Here is a 19,020-nt window from a genome sequence, read left to right on the forward strand (position 1 = left end):
TTTCACCAGTTGGATATTTCCATTGAGCACTTCAAAATTCTCTTCAATCGCCCTTAAACCAGAGCTTCTAAACACGTTAGATTCTCTTGGTTATACTGAAATGACGCCTATCCAAGCGTTAAGTCTTCCTACTATCCTAAATGGCAAGGACGTTATCGGTCAGGGTAAAACGGGTTCAGGTAAAACAGCTGCTTTCGGTTTAGGCGTGCTGCAGAACCTACGCGTTAAGCGTTTCCGTGTTCAGTCTTTAGTGTTATGTCCGACTCGTGAGCTTGCAGACCAAGTAGCAAAAGAGATTCGTACTCTTGCTCGTGGTATTCACAACATTAAAGTGCTGACACTATGTGGCGGTATGCCAATGGGCCCACAGATTGGTTCACTAGAGCATGGCGCACACATTCTTGTAGGCACACCTGGTCGTATTCTTGATCACCTAGAGAAAGGCCGCATTGACCTGTCTGAGCTGAACACACTTGTGTTAGATGAAGCGGATCGCATGCTAGAGATGGGTTTCCAAGACGCTTTGGATGCTGTGATTGAAGCGGCGCCAAAAGAACGCCAAACTCTGCTATTCAGTGCGACTTTCCCTAAACAGATCAAATCTGTTGCAGACCGCATTATGCGCAATCCAGAAATGGTGAAGGTTGAATCAACACACGATCACTCAAGCATCCAACAACACTTCTACAAGTTAGAAGGTTCTGAAGCTCGTGATGACGCTCTAGAGCTGCTGTTGTTGCATCACCAACCGGAGTCTGCGGTTGTGTTCTGTAACACTAAGAAAGAAGTGCAGAACGTAAACGATGAGCTAAGCCACCGCGGTTTCAGTGTTATCGAACTTCATGGTGACATGGAACAGCGTGAACGTGACCAAGCTTTGGTTCAGTTCTCAAACAAAACCATCTCGATTCTAGTGGCGACAGACGTTGCGGCTCGCGGTCTTGATGTTGATAACCTAGATGCTGTGTTCAACTTTGAATTGTCTCGCGACCCTGAAGTTCACGTACACCGTATTGGTCGTACTGGCCGTGCAGGAAGCAAAGGCGTAGCGATCAGCTTTTTTAGTGAAAAAGAGATGTACCGTGTTGCTCAAATTGATGAGTACATGGACATGCCAATCGAGCCATCTGAACTGCCAGCAAAACCAATTGCTAAGCCGTACTACTCAAACATGGTTACCATCCAAATTGATGGCGGTAAGAAAGCTAAGCTTCGTGCTGGTGATATTCTTGGCGCACTGACGGGCCAAGGCGGCATTGATGGTAAATCAGTAGGTAAGATCAATCTGTTTGCAATGCGTGCTTACGTAGCGGTAGAAAGATCTGTGGCTAAAAAAGCACTGAACAAAATCGAATCAGGTAAAATGAAGGGTCGTCAATTCCGCGCCCGAATCCTGAAGTAATTCGAGACTGAATCCCTTTGCTGCGATATGTCTAATTAACGACATTGCTAATTAATGGCATTGCAGTAAAGGGTGTTCCACAAAATGCCACTTAAGTTTCTTATCTTAGGTTTATCGACCTAGTCCTCTATACCAAAGCATTATTCATCGGGTCTTATCGAATAAAGATCGTTGATATGTTTTCCTTCGCTAAGATACCAAGTCATCGCTTCCTGTCGATTGTGAACCAATATCGTGATTGTGGTTATTGATCCATCGTCAAAATAACAAAGCTCATATTCTAAATCGCTTGGATGATCAGGAATAGCGGCCATAGCTTCCCTCCCAAATATCAATCATTTTAAATACGTCAACCCAACTCATTTATAGGGCTCGTATCACGTCAAATGAGTAATAAAATCAAGTTACATCACTGCCATTAATTATTTTTAGTTTAATCATTTGCCTAAATAGCTAGATTAGCAAGTTTGGGTCTCAATTTATCTCAAAGTTTTTACGACCACTGTTTATTAAGACTACTTTTATAAGAGCTAGAATTAGCGTTATAAAAACTGGGCTAACCTTAAAGGGATGAGTTAATCGGTTTGTGGCTTTGTTGAATGTCGTGAGAGGGTAGAATGAGAAAGTGCCGGTGGTTAGTTTTAGTGATCTGTTTTCTATTTACTGGGTGCGGGACCAAGTTCGCCTATAACAATATAGGTTGGTTTGTCGTTAGCTATATAGAAGATTTTGTTTCCCTCTCAAATAGCCAAGAATCAGAGCTTGAAGAGCGATTAGATATATTACAGAAATGGCATAAAGAAACTCAGCTACCTCTGTATATTTCGCAATTAGAAGCGATTCAAAACGTAGAACGGTCGGATATGAATCCCGCTTTTATTGTTGGCCAAAGTGAAGAAACGAAAGAGCATATTCGCTCAATCGTCAATAAGTTCGCTCCAGATATTTACGCCTTGAGTATGCAGCTTAGCCCTAAGCAAGACAGGGAGTTTTTAAAGAACTTTCGTGAAAAGCAGCAAGACTATTATGAAGAAAGGTTGTCGTTGAACGATGCCGATTCGAGAGAGCGATACCGAAGCAGAATAGAAGAGCGCGCAGAACGGTGGTTAGGTTCAGTATCGAAAGAACAAAAACAGATTATTTTGGCTTGGTCTAAAGAGTGGGTAAATACCAATAGCAGTTGGCGAAAATATCAAAACAACACCTATCAAGAGCTAACGACGCTGATGGCAAAGAAGAGCGATCTGCATATTGCTCAGCCGATTATCATGAAGTTGCTTTTAAACAATGAAGCTTATTATCCTGATGAACTTGAGTCACAACTCAACCAAAATATGGAAACATCAGCCAAGTTTTTAGTAGATATCGCCGCGACCAGCAGTAACAAGCAGTGGGCGTATTTTATGAATGAATTAGAAAGCCTCAAAGGAACGTTGAAGTCATTGCAAGAGTAGAGCGTCCCTTTTAAAGGCTAGCGGTTATTGTCGAGCTAGCCTTTCATCCCACTTTAAGGTGAATTTCGGAACCTAACCCCTGTTGCTCATCAGTAGTTTTGGAATCGAACCTTTGGCTGTCTTCGATATTTTCTGCATCAATTGGAAGCTCGGCTGTTGAATACCGTGGTCACTCTGCAGCTCATCGATCATTAATAACCACAACCTTGCTGTCATTTCTGAATCGGCTAACGCTCTGTGGAAAGTACCGTCGTTGTCGATATTTTTGAAACGCACAAGGTCGCCTAGCTTATGAGTTGGTGCGTCTTGGATTAGACGACGAGCTATCAACATTGAGCAAGCGAACTGTCCATTGTAATCGCGACCAATATTATCTAATTCCGCATCAAGAAAGCGCTTATCAAATGAGGCATTGTGAGCGACAAGTTGGCTGTCTTGAATGAAGTCTGCAAACTCATCCATCACTTCACTACAACTGGCCGCTGTGCTTAACATACGGTTACTGATTCCGGTATAACCTTCAATGAATCCACTCACACGAAATCCCGGGTTCATGAGCTGCTGGAAGGTGTCGACGACTTCGCCGTTAACGAGTTTAACCGCACCGATCTCAATCGCTCGGTCGCCCATATTTGGTGATAAGCCTGTGGTCTCGAAATCGAGAACGATAACGGAATCTGCGGAGTTTGGAGCCATCGTGTTTCCTAATTGCTGTTTGGTAGTATCGCTTTGTATGGGGCGTTTGGTGTTGCTATGGGTAAATCAGTTATTTGCTATTGCTGATAGTAAGTTCAGTGTAACCCGTCGAATCGTCATGCTCTCTGTTGAAGGTCAAGGTATCGTAGCGGTGAACAATCAATTCAGCCGTGGTCGCGATAATCGTCCCTTCAAGCAAATGCCCACCAATTACATTGCCATTCTCATCAGCAACGGATATATGAACATGCTGGTGGTTTGGGGTTAGCGTTGCCATCACCGAGACTATTTCGAACGGAGCTTGAACTAGCTTGGTGTTGTTCGCATTAGCTAAACGAATATTGAGTTGAGAGACACAACCGACACAAGACGCAATAGAGCCCGCGGAGATGTTGTGTGTGGTCACTAACCTTTGGATCTCAAGCTTTAGGTCTTGGCCGCGGGTTAATCTCGTTGCGATAGGAGTGATCATCTTATTGCCTCAACGTTATATGTATTTCAAAGAACAAAACGAAGCCACATAGGGCTTCGTTTTATTTTCATTTTGGCTAACGCGACTTTTCTTTTGGTTAATGCAACTTTGCATTTTCTGTCGCTGAAATTACTTAGCCTTGTTGCTGTTCTCTTTTCTTCTTAGGAACGAAGTTCAATACTGAAATGGGTACTTCTTTGCGTGGTTCGAAACCTACAACAACGCGACGTTCAATCAAGTGACCAAGACGCTTTTCAATAATGCACAGGTTTTTGAAGTTATCTTTTGATAGGAAAGAGATCGCTTCGCCAGATGCATCAGCACGGCCTGTACGACCAATACGGTGAACATAATCATCTGCTGGGAATGGCATGTCGTAGTTCACTACGCGGCTTAGGTTGTCGATATCGATACCACGAGCAGCAACACCCGTCGCGACTAAGTATTTTAGGCGACCTTTCTTAAAGTCAGCCAAGATTTTTTCACGAATCGCTTGGCTACGTCCACTGTGGAAAGCTTCCGCTTGAATACCACGTTTCTCAAGTTGAGCAACCAACTTAGCCGCGCCGTGCTTGGTTTCGATAAAGATAAGCGCTTGGTCCCAGTTACCTTCGGTAATCATGTGGCTCAATAGTGCTGACTTACGGTCTTTATCTACCGTTACCAACCATTGCTCAATGTTCGCTTTAGACGCATCAGTCTTGGCAATCGAAATCTCTTCCGCTTCACTGATTGCACTTTTCGCTAGTGCACGCACTGGCGTTGAAAGCGTTGCCGAGAACAGCAGGTTTTGGATGTCTTGTGGTAGACGCGCGATGATCTTGTTGATGTCTTCAATGAAACCCATGTCTAGCATGCGGTCAGCTTCATCTAGAACCAGTACTTCCACTTCATCAAAGTGAACGGCACGTTGTCCGTACATGTCGATCAAACGACCTGGTGTTGCCACAAGAATATCCACGCCTTCAATAAGACGATCTTTCTGGTGTTGGTAAGACACGCCACCGTACATCGCTAGTGATGTTAGGTTTAGGAACTTCGCGTACTTAGTGATGTTCTGTTCAACCTGAACTGCCAGCTCACGCGTTGGTGTCAGGATAACTGCGCGGATACGTTTTTTACGCTGCGTTTCACCTTTGCTTAGCATTTCTAAGATAGGGAGAACAAAGCTCGCAGTTTTACCTGTACCTGTTTGTGCTGCAGCAATAAGGTTCTTACCAGAAAGAACAATCGGAATTGCTTTTTCTTGAATAGAGGTTGGCTTTTCATAGCCTTGTTTTGCAACGGCTTTAACAATAGGTGAGCTTAATCCAAGCTTGGAAAATGGCATAAGTTTCTCGGTATGATTTGGCTAAATAGCGATGGAAAGGTTTAACAATCTTATACAAGGATAAGATTAATGGCGGCATTCTACCATGTTGCTTGTGTACCGCTAGTAACATAGACACTTTAGTTGGATAATACTGGCTCAATAGCACAACGATAAGGCAGGAATGTAGAGCAAATAGCAAATCCGGTGGAGGATTAATCTCCCACTTATTTTTGCCACTGAATATGCACGATCAGTGATTATTTGGTTTGCTAAAAGAGGTGTTTATCAATTAAGTTGGATCTTGATATTATTTATATCAACAGTTTCATACAGCATATTCCAACTTGAATGAGTAAATAGACCTCCCATTTGGGTTACAGCTATTCTCGTTCCTCTAGACGCTTAATTCGGATATCCATTGAACGACGCTAACTTACGTAGACTTCAGCAGCTTATTGCAAAGTATGAACTAGGTGAAGAGTATCACCTAACGATCGATGACCTAGAACACTCGCTATCGACTTCTCGTCGAAACACTTCGATCATTCTTAAATGCTTATCAGAATATCGCTGGATTTGTTGGATTCCGTCCAAAGGAAGAGGGAAGCTTAGCCAGTTTAGAATTTTGGTCAGCTTTCCCGAAGCATTAGAACAAGTGTTAGCGCTTCAGTTAGAGCAAGGGTGTTTTAACGTTATTCCCCGCCTTCTAGAAAGCTATGGTGATGCTGCAATAAAGGCACTGACGCTAGCGACTGAAAAACATAGTCTGTTCAATCAACAACATGACCATTTGCTGATCACTCAATATCCGTGGGTCGATAACCTTGAGCCAGCAAAAACATACCGAACCGCCGAACATCACATCTTAAGAAGTCTCTACAATACGTTACTCGTCCAAGACCATGAGGGAAATCCCCAAGCGAGCCTCGCGCACCATTGGAAGGTGGAAGGGCGATTTCTGCATTTTTGGTTGAGACCGAATGTGTTATTCCATGACGGTGAAACTTTAACGGCCAAAGATGTTGCTCAATGTTTGTTGCAGCTAAAAAATATCGAAGGGCCAGTACAGTCTTTATTTGATCAGGTCAGTGATGTTCAAGTGGTGGGTGATAAACAACTGACTATTGAGCTGACACACGCAAACCCAATGTTTCTCTATGCTTTGACTAGCCCACACGCGTCTATTTACCGCTGCAAGCGTACTTATTTTTCGAGCGGGCGCAGTGCCTATATCGGAACCGGACCTTTCTCATTAGACGATTGGAGCGAAGAGTGCTTGGTTCTTAAACGTCACCGAGGTTACTTTGCTCAAAATGCCTTGTTAGAACAGATAACGCTCACCGACATAGAAGGTTTGAATGATCACACCCTGAGTTTTAATCAATCTGGCGTAGCAGAAGAAACCACAATCAATGCACTTTCGTATCTTGCGGTTAATCGTAGAGAAAACTCGGGCATAACCCCTGAAGAACTCGACAGGTTGGTATCGTTTATCAAGTCCAGCAGTAAAGAGTTTGATGCTGATATGGTGACGGATGATCTGTCTTTCTCGCCGAGTAAATTAACATCCAGCAATCCCATTCCTATTTTGACGGGCACGGTTGTATTAACACGACCTAGAATGACGATTCCTTTACTTCAAGATATGGCGGACTGGCTGCAACAAACGATTGTAAAAACGGGTGTCGCTATTGAAGTTGTTGAGCTTACCAATATCAGTGACCCTAGCTCCATGAGTGAGTCGGCAGACTTGTTATTCATTGAAGAAGTTATCGAACAGCCAGCCGATTATGGCCTTTACGATTGGCTACTTGCTTCCTCTGGGCTCAGATTCATTTTCAACAATTCTGAGATGAAGGCGCATTGCGAGAGAGTTAGAGCTGCTGTCAGTGGCGAGGACCCAATGCGCGAGTTGAAAGAGATTGAAGGTTCGCTTTATCAACAGAAGTTACTTTGTCCGTTATTTCACGGCAAAGAGAAGGTTTTTAATAGTGTTGAGGTTCATGGGGTAGAGATTAACCAAACCGGTTATAGTGATTTTTATAAGCTTTGGATAGCTTCGAACGAGAAGTAATTAGTCCATTTTTAACCCCATTTCCCTATCTTTTAGTTTCTGTTCAAAATGAAAACATGCACGAATCGGCTATCACCCTTTCGTGTTTCTTTCTAATGCCAATCGCTATTATGGCTGGCTATGACTATCACAGTCATTTCCGGTCATCCCCCCAATGACAATTCCATTTATAATGTATTTCATTAGGATCTAATCGAATGAAACTTAAGCTTATTTCTATCGCACTTATAGCTGTTGGCCTTACGGCTTGTGGCGGAGGAGGCGGTGGTAGCAACACAAGTGCTCCTGCTCCTCAAACGAGAACCTTACAAGGTGTCGCCATTGACGGGTATATTTCCGGGGCGACCGCGTTTCTAGATATCAATTATAATGGCGTATTAGATGAAGGTGAGCCTAGCAGTGTCACGGACGATGAGGGCAGCTATGAGCTATCTTTGACGGGCTCTAATTCAGACTGTATGGACTACGCTCCAATCGTAGTGAACGTGCCAGTAGGCGCTATTGATGCAGACAGCCCAAACACACCGATTACTGAACCTTATCAGTTAATCTTTCCGCCAGTCATGACGGTGAGTTCTGAGCAAGAAATTAAGTCGACTACGCCACTGACAACTGTTTTATGGAATCAGATCCAAGCCGACTTGTATAAAGGTGGTTTGAACAGTTGCTCTGCTTTGAAGCAAGCCGTGAACACCCAAAATAGCATTATCCAAAATGTGAAAGAGCATGACTTCCGAATTGCGAACCGATACAATATCGCAGTAGAGGACTTGTATGGTGATTTCGTTAAAGATCAAAATACTGAGCTCTACGATTTAGCGCAGAAGATGATGCCTGCCATTAAAAAGTCGTATCAAGAGACCAAAGAGATTCAAAAAGAGAACCCGACAGCCCAGCAAGCTTATGTTGACTATTACTGGCAGCATTGGGATTACTCCAAGAAGAACGAAATTAATAAGTGGTATAAAGTTAAAACAGTGATGACTGCGGATAAGCTGATTGTCATTGAACATGAAGTTTCAGCTGACTTGCAGACAGAACTGGCGTTAAATAAGCATATTGAGCGTAATAGCCAAAAGAAAAATGGTTTGGAATATGACAAAGAAGCTTGGTTCTCATTGGATAGTGATGGAACGGAATATTCATGTTCGGTGAAAGAGACCATCAAGCAACAGATTTTACCTAACTCACTCGCGACCTTTGGTGTGTTGAACCGTGGTTGGTCTAAACAACCTGATTGGGACAGTTGTTCACGTCAAAATGTCGGTGCTGGATTCATGCAAACCTTGTCGGCAGATCTTGTCGGTGACTACAAAGATCAGTTTACCCAAGTACAAGCGAAATTTAATTTTGAGAATAACGCACCACATCCCGAGTGGGTTAATCTCGGTGATTCATTGGATAGAGTGTCGCGCAGCGACTTTGATGCACTCAACTACCTATCGGTAGATTTTAATGACAACAGTTCATATGGTTCTGACAGCTGGAACCGACATAAGTATGCGTTCATTGAAAATACACCGTTTGATTATACTCAGACGATAACGTCTAAATATTCTCAAGGGAACTGGACTAAAGGTTATTATTACCAGAATGGGACAAGTTTATTTGAGTGTTCAAATGATGGTGTGAATTGGTCAAAAGAGACTTGTAAGTAACGCTGCCGAAGTCGTGACTAAATAATTTTAGATACCTTTATGCAATAAAAAAATCCAGTGTCGACAAGGCACTGGATTTTTAGTTTTGGTTGATCGCGATCTAGCTTTGCTTTATCGAAAGCGCTTAAGCGATCTCAATCTTCTCAGCTTGGTTCTGCTCTACCATTGATAGTGCTAGCGCTTCTGCGGCCTTAATGCCGTCGATACCAGCAGACAGGATACCGCCTGCGTAGCCTGCACCTTCACCAGCCGGGAAGAAGCCCTTAAGGTTGATGCTTTGGAAGTCTTTGCCACGTTTGATGCATACAGGAGAAGACGTACGTGTCTCAACACCGGTAAGTAGGCCGTCTGGCGTAGAGAAACCTTTGATCTTCTTCTCGAACGCTGGGATTGCTTCACGAATCGCTTCGATAGCAAAATCAGGCAGCGCTTTTGAAATATCAGTCAGGTGGATACCCGGCGTGAATGACGGTTGTACTTCACCGATTGCACTTGGATCGCGACCTTTCAAGAAGTCACCGATTTTCTGAGCTGGTGCATCGTAGTTTTCACCACCAAGAACATAAGCGCCGCTTTCTAGTTCACGTTGTAAACGGATACCAGCCAGTGCGTCACCTGGGTAATCACGCTCTGGGTCGATACCTACAACGATTGCGCTGTTTGCGTTACGTTCTGCACGAGAGTATTGGCTCATGCCGTTCGTTACTACGCGGCCTTCTTCAGACGTTGCAGCAACCACAGTACCACCTGGGCACATACAGAAGCTGTATACAGTGCGGCCATTCTTACAGTGGTGAACGAGTTTGTAGTCCGCAGCACCTAGGATTGGGTTGCCTGCGTTCTTACCGAAACGAGCTTCATCGATCATCGATTGCTTGTGTTCGATACGGAAACCAACAGAGAAAGGCTTCGCTTCCATGTAAACGCCACGATCGTACAGCATTTCAAACGTGTCACGAGCACTGTGGCCAACAGCCAATACCACGTGACGAGATTTGATCTCTTCACCGTTAGAAAGCGTTAGGCCAGTGATTTGACCATCTTCCATATGAACGTCGTCAACACGAGTGCTGAAACGGATTTCGCCACCAAGTTCAATGATAGAAGCGCGCATCTTTTCGATCATGGTAACCAGTTTAAAGGTACCGATGTGCGGCTTACTTACGTATAGAATTTCTTCTGGTGCACCCGCAGCAACGAACTCTTCAATTACTTTACGGCCGTAGTGCTTTGGATCTTTAACTTGGCTGTACAGCTTACCGTCAGAGAAAGTACCTGCGCCGCCTTCACCAAACTGTACGTTTGATTCTGTGTTCAGCGTACGCTTACGCCAGAAACCAAAGGTATCTTTCGTACGCTCACGAACTTCTTTACCACGCTCAACGATGATTGGGTTGAAACCCATTTGAGCAAGCACTAGGCCAGCGAATAGACCACATGGGCCAAAACCGATAACCACAGGGCGCTCAGTTTGGTTCTCAACCGCTTTAGCAACAAACTTGTACTCCATATCAGGAGTCACTTTTACGTGCGGGTCGCTAATGAATTGTTCTAACAACTCAGCTTCGTTTTCAACGAGAACGTCAAGCGTGTAGATAAGTAAGATCTTTGATTTCTTACGAGCATCGTAGCCACGTTTAAAGATATTAAAAGAGAGTACCTGATCAGAGTTAATACCAAGTTTCGCTTCAATAGCGTCTTGAATAGCAGACTCTTCATGGTCTAGTGGGAGTTTAATTTCGGTTAAACGTATCATTTCGATGTCTCGTTTTTATAGGTGTCTTAGCTAGATCGTTTCTTAATACAGAGTTTGATGGAAACGCTGATGTTCAAAGAAGCGATAAGCTCACAATGGCGCGCATTTTACGAGAAATTGATTTATCTGTCATACTAATTTGGAAACATGGAGCAAATAGACACGATATTAGAGCCGTATGATGTTGAATTTTGCTTTGGGATGAGTATTATCCCCATTCTTCAATTTTGACTAACTTATAGAGCAGAGCATCATGGCATTTGTCGTAGGCGATAATTGTATTCAATGTAAATACACAGACTGTGTGGCAGTGTGCCCCGCAGATGCGTTCCATGAAGGCCCAAATTTCATGGTAATCAACCCAGTCGAATGTATTGATTGTGGCTTGTGTGTACCTGAATGTGATGCTCAAGCAATCTTCCAAGAAGACGAACTGCCAGAAGATCAAAAGATCTTCATCGAAGTGAACGCAGAGCTCGCTGAGATTTGGCCTGTGCAAACGGAAGTAAAAGCACCAATGGATGACGCTGAAAAGTGGAATGGTGTGTGTGATAAGTTGGCAATGCTAGAAAAGTAATTGTTGAAAAGAACTCAAATAAAAAGGCGTACTGATTTAATCAATACGCCTTTTTTAATATCTGAACACTGTCGACTGGATCGTTAGCTTATGAGACCTAGCTGTGCTGACGACGCATGTTGTCGAGAATGATGCCTGTCGCCATTGCAACGTTCAAAGACTCTGCGCCACCGAATGCTGGAATCGTAATCTTATCAGTCACGTATTTAGCCGCGTGTTCACGGATGCCGTGAGACTCACTGCCCATCAATAAAATGCCGTTAGCAGTAAACTCAGTCTTATGAACACTTTCGCCTTCTAAGAAAGCACCGTAAACCGGTAGGTTCGCTTGCTCTAAGTAAGCTGGTAAGTCTGTTTGGCTTACGTGTACGCGGCCAAAGCTGCCCATAGTCGCGCTGATCGTTTTAGGGTTGTATGGGTCTGCGCAATCGCTGCTCGCAACGATATGCTTGATGCCGTACCAGTCTGCTACGCGAATAATCGTACCTAGGTTGCCAGGGTCTGAAACGCCATCAAGCGCAATCATCAGTCCTGTTGCTTCTGGTAGTTCAAACGTTGGGATCTCAACAACCGCAATCGCTGCGTTGTTACTGACCAAAGTGCTCGCTTTGGTTAGATCATCCAGCGAGGCTTCAACACAATCAAACTCAATCAGTGAAGCATGATTTTCAGATAAGAAATCAGCGGTAGCAAAGACATTCTTCACCACTAAGTCACTATTGAACAGCTCAAGAACGTTCTTTTCACCTTGAACTAGAAACAGGCCGTGGGCTTTACGTTGTTTCTTTTGACCCAAAGCACGAAGGAGTTTTAATTGGTTTTTTGAAATCATGTTTTTATCCTAGATATAAGCCCGCGCATTATAGAGCAAAGGTTAGCGAACCAAAAGCGTGATGACTCAATGCGATCTACATAAAAAGCAAAAGCAACTCACTTAAAAAAGAAAAGCGCACTAAATAGCGCGCTCTTATGGGATTTACTCACCTAAGTTAAGCTGAACTGACAGCCTAATACGGAGCTGGATAGCGTTTAAATACTGTGTTGATATCAGTCAGGATTTCTTCTGATAGCGGTTTACTAAAAGCGGCTACGTTCTCTTTTAATTGCTCCATGGTCGTTGCACCGATGATGGTGGACGTCACCCCATCAACTTGATTACACCATGCCAATGCCAGTTGGCTCGGAGTAAATCCATGAGCGTTTGCTACTTCAACATAGCCTTTAACCGCTTCGTTGGCAGATTCAGTGTCACGGAAAATGCCTTTACGTTGCATGTAAGTCCAACGGCTGCCTTCCGGTCTTGCGCCATCAATGTACTTTCCACTCAACATGCCTGCAGCTAAAGGTGACCATGGCAGGTAAGCTACATCTTCATGCACACAGTTCTCAATCAGATATGGCCAGTCTTTTGCGTGCAGTAGGCTAAATTCATTCTGAATCGAAACCATACGTGGCAAATCGTGTTTTTCACTCAGCTTGAGGTAAGTGTTAATGCCCCAAGTAGAATCATCTGAAAGCCCGACATGGCGAATTTTCCCCGCCTTAATGCAGCTTGCCAGTGCTTGTAGGATTTCCAACATCTCAGCTTCATGCTGCTTGCGGTCAATATCACTGAATCGAATGTGATTCGGGAAATGCTTACCAAAGTGAGGCGTTGTACGATTTGGCCAATGAAGTTGGTAAAGGTCGATATAGTCTGTTTGTAGGCGTTTTAATGATGCGTCAACGGCTGCGATCACCGCTTCACCCGTTATCGGGCCGCCATCTCGAACCCAAGGAAGCCCTGGCCCGGCAATTTTGCTCGCAATGATCAACTCTTGTCGACGCTGTGGGTTACGCGATAACCAGTTACCAATGATCGCTTCTGTTTTTCCGTAGGTATCTGGAGAAGGTGGAACCGCGTACATCTCTGCAGTATCGATAAAGTTAATACCTTGGCTTAATGCGTATTCGATCTGTTGGTCGGCTTGCTGCTGCGTATTTTGTAGCCCCCAAGTCATGCTGCCAAGACAGATACGGGAAACGGGAATTTGACTACTTCCTAGCTTTGAATATTCCATTGAATTCGGGGTTCCTGTGGTTAGGTTCTCTGGTACTCGCATTATAGTTTTGAAAAGAGGGCGAGTGAGGAATGAAAACGAATATGAATTATTAGCACAAAATGACACGACAAGGTATGGCATCGGGGAGTTTAGTGAGTCATTCCTCAGCGCTGCAAGCTAGTGTGTGCAATGCGTGAAAATACATTCGCGAGAAACTATGAGCCAATTGGTGATCGAGAAGTGAAGAACAACAAGCAATGAGCGAAGGTTTAATGTTCAGCTTGTTTGGGAGTGGGGGAGAGGAGAACAGATCAAAAATAAAAAAAAGCTCTACCGGATAGAGCGTAGAGCTTTTTTATAGGGGTCTTAATAGTGCTAGGTATTCATTGAGTTACGAGGTCGCGTTTGTGTCTAATCCACCCTGGATCTGCGCCTGTCTTAGAGCTTCCTGCCTTTGAACTTCTTTCTCAGTTAATACTGGTCGAAGCGTTTCCTCAGAGGCTTGAGGAGAGAAAATGAAATATTTATTAATCGTCATAACTGTGTCTCCGTGTAACGTATGACAGATTCTGCATCAAGGATAAATTGTGATCATCATCCACTTTGTACTTTTGTTAGGCTGAGAGCGGAGGGCGTAGAATGCGTACAAAGCGATCTCTTATCATCCGTATGCAATGTTGAACTGACGAAACCCTCTGTTTTCAAGTATAGGAAGCGCATCTAATTTCGCACAATAATGATTTAGAGCAATTACATACATGGTCAGGGGCGTAAGATGAAAACCCTCGCTACTGACTCTGTGCTCGTATTTATTTAACGATGTATCACTTATCGACATAATAATTAAGTCAGTAAATCAATTACTTAATCCATGGTGAGATGAATTATGGAAAAGCTTGTAGAACGTTTTCTGAATTACGTTACTTTTGATACCAAATCCGATCCTTCTAATCAGCAATGCCCAAGTTCACCGGGTCAAATTACCTTTGCTGAAGCCTTAAAGTTAGAATTGGTGGCATTAGACTTAGTTGATGTGTCTTTAGATGACAATGGATACTTGATGGCGAAACTGCCGTCGAATGTCGATTACGATGTGCCTGCGATTGGCTTTGTGGCGCACATGGATACCGCTCCTGACGCATCAGGCGCCAACGTGAAACCACAAGTGATTAAAGATTACCGAGGTGGAACGATTGAATTAGGGGAAAGTGGCGAGAGTTTGAACCCAAGCCAGTATCCAGATCTTGATTCTTTACATGGTCACGACCTGATTACGACTGACGGCACAACTCTGCTTGGTGCCGACAACAAAGCGGGCATCGCTGAAATCATCAGTGCAATTGCTTACCTGAAAGCGAATCCAGACATCAAACACGGCGACATCTGCATTGGTTTCACGCCGGATGAAGAGATTGGTCGCGGTGCGAACCTGTTTGACGTTGAAAAATTTGGCGCCGAGTGGGCGTACACCATCGATGGTGGCCCAGTAGGGGAGTTGGAATTTGAGAACTTCAATGCCACGAGCGCCGATGTTATCTGTCATGGCGTGAACGTTCACCCGGGCACCGCAAAAGATAAAATGGTGAACTCGATGAACATTGCAGCGCAATTCCAATTGATGATGCCTGCGCAAGAAACACCAGAGTGCACAGAAGGTTATGAAGGCTTCTACCACCTGAAATCGGCGGAAATGGGTGTGGCTCGCTCTGAACTGGGATACATCATCCGTGATTTTGAACGTGAGGGTGTAGAAGCGCGTAAAGCATTCATGCAGCAGAAAGTCGATGAGCTGAATGAGCGCCTTGAGAAAGGCCGTGTTGAGCTGGTGCTAACCGATAGCTACTTCAACATGAAAGAGATGGTTGAACCGCATCAACATATTATTGAATTGGCCAAGCAGGCGATGATTGAGTGCAATGTCGAGCCAATGGTTAAACCAATCCGAGGTGGTACAGACGGTGCTCGCTTATCTTTCATGGGGCTACCATGTCCGAATATCTTTACTGGCGGTTACAACTTCCACGGTATTCATGAGTTCATTACCATTCAAGGCATGGAGCAAGCGGTAAAAGTGATTGTCGAATTGTCTCAACGTACAGCAACGCATTACCAAAAATAGAACATCAGAGCGTTATATCTCTTTGTATTTTTGAGAGTATTCAATAATACTCTCTTTAAGCATAAGGGAGTACGCGATGAAAAAGTTAGTTTTACTTTGCACCCACTTAGCCGTGGGTGCTGTTGGTTTTGGGCTAGGTGTTTACGCATTGCCTATCTTGATTGAGCCTGATTCTCCTTCCTCAAGTTCTGTTGAAGCGATCAGTGAGCAGGCTATCTACACGGGCGAGTTCACTAAAGATCGACAAGACAGTGACTTCTTGCACTGGGGAGAAGGCATCGTCTCAGTATCCGAAAGTGCGATCGCTTTTGAAGGTGAATTGGCGCCGGGGCCTGATTACAAGGTCTACCTCTCACCTAAGTTCATTGAAACCGAGCAAGCTTTCAATGACAGCAAGAGCGAGTTACTGAGAGTCGGAGATGTGAAAACATTCGACCGTTTTATGGTTGAGCTTCCCGAAGGTACTGATCTTAATCGATTTAATACGGTTGTGATTTGGTGTGAAACTTTTGGTCAATTTATTACTTCTGCCAAGATAAAATGATAGCCTTAGCTAGGCTAATACCAGATTGTAAACGAGCGCTCAGGAGTTGAGCGCTTTTTCATAGAAAAGATATTAGCGGCTTTCTTGTAGAGCTAACCGTTGTAAAGCTAACTGTTGTAATGCTAAGGAATAAGTAATGGAAAAGTTGTGGCAAGTAATTGATTTTCTACTCGCTCATAAGTTTATTTTTAGTGCGTTGATTATCACTCTTATATTAATCATTCGCCGAATCACCTTATCTCAAATAAGAGGTGATGTTGCTTTCCTTAGTGAAGACCAACGTAACTGGATGTCACGAACCAAAAACGGCACATTCGCGATTATTGTTGTGACGTTATTTGTGTTGTGGAAATCCGAAATCAGCGAGTTTGCGCTATCTGTCACGGCCATTGCTGTTGCGATAGTAGTGGCTTCAAAAGAGATCATTTTGTGTTTCACCGGTTCTATTCAGCGTGCGAGTTCTCGCTCATTTAGAATCGGCGACTGGATCGAAGTGGGTAAAATAAGCGGTGAGGTGATTGAGCACAATTTGATGGCGACTGTGATTCAAGAAATCGATTTGTATCATGGGCAATATCACTTCACTGGTAAGACAGCCACGCTGCCTAATAGTATGTTCTTCACCTATCCGGTAAAGAACCTCAACTTTATGAAGCGCTATGTTTATCATAACTTTTTTGTGACGGTGAAAGACTTTGTAAACCTATACCCTATGGTGCCGGGTCTTATTGTGAAAATTGAAGAGCATTGCGAAGAGTTTATCGATGTTGCTCGCCGTTACAACGGTGTGATCGAAAAGCACGCTGGTGTTGACCTTCCGGGTTCTGAGCCTCACATCCATATCACAAGCAGTTCGACAGGTGAGCAAGAAGTCCATTTTATGATTTTCTGTCCAACCGAGAAGGCGGTTCATCTAGAGCAAGAGATTCGTAAAGATTTCATGGAAGCATACGCTGAAGCATTTCCTGTCAGTGCTTAATCCTGCAGTCCGCTGAGCCCCAAACAAAAGAAAGCCGAGAGCGATAATATCGACTCTCGGCTTTTTTGTTCTAACTATCTGTTCGTTTAATCTAGGTCAGCCAGTGGCAACCAATCGACTTTTACGCCTGCTTGTTCAAACATATCTTGGCTCACTTTGATTTTGTCTCCCCAGCGAGAAAGAAAGTCTTCACTTTGCTCTGGGCAGTGAACCGCAGAAATACCGGTTTGGATGATTTTCGCTGCGCAGTTTGGGCAAGGGAAGTGAGTCACCCAGATTTCACAGCTGTCCAAATCACGCTTGGCGAATAAGATCGCATTTTCTTCAGCGTGAAGTGTCTTGAGGTACTTCATCTCTCTGTCATCAGTATCCGCACTATCAGACACGCCATGTGGGTAGCCATTAAAACCAACAGAAACAATGCGGTTGTGCTTAGTGATTACGGCGCCGACTTGAGTTGAAGGATCTTTACTCCAAGAACCGACCAATTCCGCCATTTGATAGAAACGTTTAGCCCATTTTGAAATCATGAGAATTCCTTAACAATTAAATGTGAATGCTTATCTGTCTGACAATACATTATGTTAGACAATATCCATAGAGAACAAAAGCTGAGAGATTGATTTACTTAGGAATTGTAGCGTGTTTGTAATCACTTTATAAGCACTTGGTTTCAATTAACATATTGATACACTTTGGCCAGTTATAATTGATATTCCTCGGACAATGGTAACAGAGGTGTTACGTAAATTTTATGCTGTTCAAATACTAATAAGTGACGGTATAACCATGCGTAAAAAGTTGATCCTTACGGCTCTTGCAAGCTCTCTTATTCTTGCTGGATGTGGGCAAGATGCTCAAAATGCTAAGCAAGCGCCTTTACCTCTCGTAGCTGTACAGGATGTTAGCGTTGTTTCTCACCAGCAAAGTAAGTCGTACATCGGTCGTATTGAAGCCGTTGAAGACACGGCAATTACTGCACAAGTTTCTGGCTACCTACAAAGCCGTCATTTCAATGAAGGTCAAATGGTCGAAAAGGGCCAGCTGCTATATTCCATTGAGCCATCTTCGTTTGAAGCTGAAGTTGCAAGCGCAAAAGCGTCTGTTGCTCAAGCAAACGCGAACCTTAAGAAAGCCGAGCTTGATTTTAACCGTGGTAAAAACCTACTTCCGAAAGGCAGTATTTCTCAATCTGAATTCGATGCATTAACCGCAAACTTGTTAGGTTCTCAAGCACAGCTTGAAGCAAGCCAAGCACAGCTTAATGCTGCGAATGTTCAGCTTTCTCATACCAAAATCATCGCGCCTTTCTCTGGCCGTATTAGCGATACCAAAGTGAGCACGGGTGATCTGGTTTCGCCGTCTTCAGGTGTACTGACGACTTTGGTTAGCCTAGACCCAATCCACGCATCGTTCAGCATCAGTGAGCGAGAGCGTATTGAGCTGGGTATGGACCGCATCGAAGGCGATGGCAGCAGCGACTCTGCAGGTGTTGAAGTTCAGATCATGCTTGAGAACGGTGAAGCGTTCGAACATCTAGGTCAGCTTGACTTCTTGGGCAACCGTATCAACCTTAATACTGGTACGATCGCGATGCGTGCGATTGCTGATAACCCGAATCAGCAACTACTTCCAGGCCAACACGTTCGCGTTGATCTACGTGAAAAACAACCTATTGATGTTGTGACTATTCCTCGTCGTGCAGTGCAAACCGACCTCGAAGGCGACTTCGTGATGGTATTAGTTGAAGGAGAAGCCGAACCCGTTGCTGAGCGCAGAAACATCGAAATGGGTCGTCAGGTTGAAGGTGGTGTGATTGTTCATTCTGGATTAGAGAAAAACGACGCAGTCATCACTCAAGGCCTACAGCGTGTACGTAATGGTATGTCTGTTCGTATTCAAGCTTCTGCTGAACAAGCTGAGTAAGGGGACTAT

General features: G+C 44.0%; 18 protein-coding genes. 9 read left to right on the forward strand and 9 right to left on the reverse strand.

Features of this window, described 5'->3' with window-relative positions; all coding sequences use genetic code 11:
• Window positions 1-22: 22 nt before the first annotated feature.
• A complete protein-coding gene (dbpA, locus tag AB4517_RS01290) occupies window positions 23-1,402 on the forward strand; it encodes an ATP-dependent RNA helicase DbpA (protein ID WP_017064348.1) in 1,380 nt (459 codons plus the stop codon).
• Between the two features lie 140 nt (window positions 1,403-1,542).
• On the opposite strand, the gene AB4517_RS01295 is transcribed toward dbpA, so the two are convergent.
• Complete coding sequence (locus tag AB4517_RS01295) at window positions 1,543-1,716, reverse strand: hypothetical protein (protein WP_017064349.1); 174 nt, start codon at window positions 1,714-1,716, stop codon at window positions 1,543-1,545.
• Window positions 1,717-2,019: 303 nt separating this feature from the next.
• On the opposite strand from AB4517_RS01295, the gene AB4517_RS01300 reads away from it, so the two are divergent.
• Window positions 2,020-2,856, forward strand: a complete 837-nt coding sequence (locus AB4517_RS01300) for a DUF6279 family lipoprotein (RefSeq protein WP_372147772.1) — start codon at window positions 2,020-2,022, stop codon at window positions 2,854-2,856.
• A 72-nt stretch (window positions 2,857-2,928) separates the two neighbouring features.
• Here the strand turns inward: AB4517_RS01300 and AB4517_RS01305 are convergent, their stop codons facing one another.
• The 3 genes from AB4517_RS01305 to AB4517_RS01315 all read right to left on the reverse strand — a co-directional run bounded on the left by AB4517_RS01305 (window position 2,929) and on the right by AB4517_RS01315 (window position 5,354).
• Window positions 2,929-3,552: a PolC-type DNA polymerase III gene (locus tag AB4517_RS01305; RefSeq protein ID WP_017059480.1), complete on the reverse strand. Its 624-nt coding sequence runs from the start codon at window positions 3,550-3,552 to the stop codon at window positions 2,929-2,931.
• A 70-nt stretch (window positions 3,553-3,622) separates the two neighbouring features.
• On the reverse strand, window positions 3,623-4,024 hold the full coding sequence (locus AB4517_RS01310; protein ID WP_372147773.1) for a PPC domain-containing DNA-binding protein: 402 nt from the start codon (window positions 4,022-4,024) through the stop codon (window positions 3,623-3,625).
• A 133-nt stretch (window positions 4,025-4,157) separates the two neighbouring features.
• Complete coding sequence (locus tag AB4517_RS01315; protein WP_372147774.1) at window positions 4,158-5,354, reverse strand: DEAD/DEAH box helicase; 1,197 nt, start codon at window positions 5,352-5,354, stop codon at window positions 4,158-4,160.
• Window positions 5,355-5,754: 400 nt separating this feature from the next.
• On the opposite strand from AB4517_RS01315, the gene AB4517_RS01320 reads away from it, so the two are divergent.
• Window positions 5,755-7,410, forward strand: a complete 1,656-nt coding sequence (locus AB4517_RS01320) for an ABC transporter substrate-binding protein (RefSeq protein WP_372132857.1) — start codon at window positions 5,755-5,757, stop codon at window positions 7,408-7,410.
• A 197-nt stretch (window positions 7,411-7,607) separates the two neighbouring features.
• Complete coding sequence (locus AB4517_RS01325) at window positions 7,608-9,068, forward strand: hypothetical protein (RefSeq protein WP_017064354.1); 1,461 nt, start codon at window positions 7,608-7,610, stop codon at window positions 9,066-9,068.
• 124 nt (window positions 9,069-9,192) lie between these two features.
• On the opposite strand, the gene AB4517_RS01330 is transcribed toward AB4517_RS01325, so the two are convergent.
• A complete protein-coding gene (locus tag AB4517_RS01330) occupies window positions 9,193-10,824 on the reverse strand; it encodes an NAD(P)/FAD-dependent oxidoreductase (RefSeq protein WP_048606003.1) in 1,632 nt (543 codons plus the stop codon).
• Window positions 10,825-11,077: 253 nt separating this feature from the next.
• On the opposite strand from AB4517_RS01330, the gene fdxA reads away from it, so the two are divergent.
• A complete protein-coding gene (gene fdxA, locus AB4517_RS01335) occupies window positions 11,078-11,401 on the forward strand; it encodes a ferredoxin FdxA (RefSeq protein ID WP_017064356.1) in 324 nt (107 codons plus the stop codon).
• A 97-nt stretch (window positions 11,402-11,498) separates the two neighbouring features.
• On the opposite strand, the gene AB4517_RS01340 is transcribed toward fdxA, so the two are convergent.
• From AB4517_RS01340 to AB4517_RS01350, 3 genes are all read right to left on the reverse strand, one after another.
• Window positions 11,499-12,233, reverse strand: coding sequence for an RNA methyltransferase (locus AB4517_RS01340; RefSeq protein ID WP_017067486.1), 735 nt, complete (start codon window positions 12,231-12,233; stop codon window positions 11,499-11,501).
• A gap of 175 nt (window positions 12,234-12,408) precedes the next feature.
• Complete coding sequence (locus AB4517_RS01345; RefSeq protein WP_032545660.1) at window positions 12,409-13,461, reverse strand: aldo/keto reductase; 1,053 nt, start codon at window positions 13,459-13,461, stop codon at window positions 12,409-12,411.
• A 373-nt stretch (window positions 13,462-13,834) separates the two neighbouring features.
• A complete protein-coding gene (locus tag AB4517_RS01350; protein ID WP_017059486.1) occupies window positions 13,835-13,981 on the reverse strand; it encodes a hypothetical protein in 147 nt (48 codons plus the stop codon).
• A gap of 348 nt (window positions 13,982-14,329) precedes the next feature.
• Between AB4517_RS01350 and pepT the strand changes: the two genes are divergently transcribed.
• The 3 genes from pepT (at window position 14,330) to AB4517_RS01365 (ending at window position 17,085) form a co-directional block, all read left to right on the forward strand.
• Window positions 14,330-15,562, forward strand: coding sequence for a peptidase T (pepT, locus tag AB4517_RS01355; protein ID WP_017059487.1), 1,233 nt, complete (start codon window positions 14,330-14,332; stop codon window positions 15,560-15,562).
• Between the two features lie 76 nt (window positions 15,563-15,638).
• Complete coding sequence (locus tag AB4517_RS01360; protein ID WP_136979234.1) at window positions 15,639-16,106, forward strand: DM13 domain-containing protein; 468 nt, start codon at window positions 15,639-15,641, stop codon at window positions 16,104-16,106.
• A gap of 136 nt (window positions 16,107-16,242) precedes the next feature.
• Window positions 16,243-17,085 carry a mechanosensitive ion channel family protein gene (locus AB4517_RS01365; RefSeq protein WP_102320731.1) on the forward strand — a complete coding sequence of 281 codons (843 nt, stop codon included), beginning with the start codon at window positions 16,243-16,245 and terminating at the stop codon, window positions 17,083-17,085.
• Window positions 17,086-17,171: 86 nt separating this feature from the next.
• Here the strand turns inward: AB4517_RS01365 and AB4517_RS01370 are convergent, their stop codons facing one another.
• Window positions 17,172-17,615, reverse strand: coding sequence for a dCMP deaminase family protein (locus tag AB4517_RS01370; protein WP_017059490.1), 444 nt, complete (start codon window positions 17,613-17,615; stop codon window positions 17,172-17,174).
• Window positions 17,616-17,874: 259 nt separating this feature from the next.
• Here AB4517_RS01370 and AB4517_RS01375 point away from each other — a divergent pair, with 259 nt between their 5' ends.
• Window positions 17,875-19,011 carry an efflux RND transporter periplasmic adaptor subunit gene (locus AB4517_RS01375; protein WP_017059491.1) on the forward strand — a complete coding sequence of 379 codons (1,137 nt, stop codon included), beginning with the start codon at window positions 17,875-17,877 and terminating at the stop codon, window positions 19,009-19,011.
• Window positions 19,012-19,020 lie beyond the last annotated feature (9 nt).

It is taken from the genome of Vibrio sp. 10N.222.52.C3, from assembly GCF_041474195.1.
GTDB classification, from domain to species: domain Bacteria; phylum Pseudomonadota; class Gammaproteobacteria; order Enterobacterales; family Vibrionaceae; genus Vibrio; species Vibrio crassostreae_C.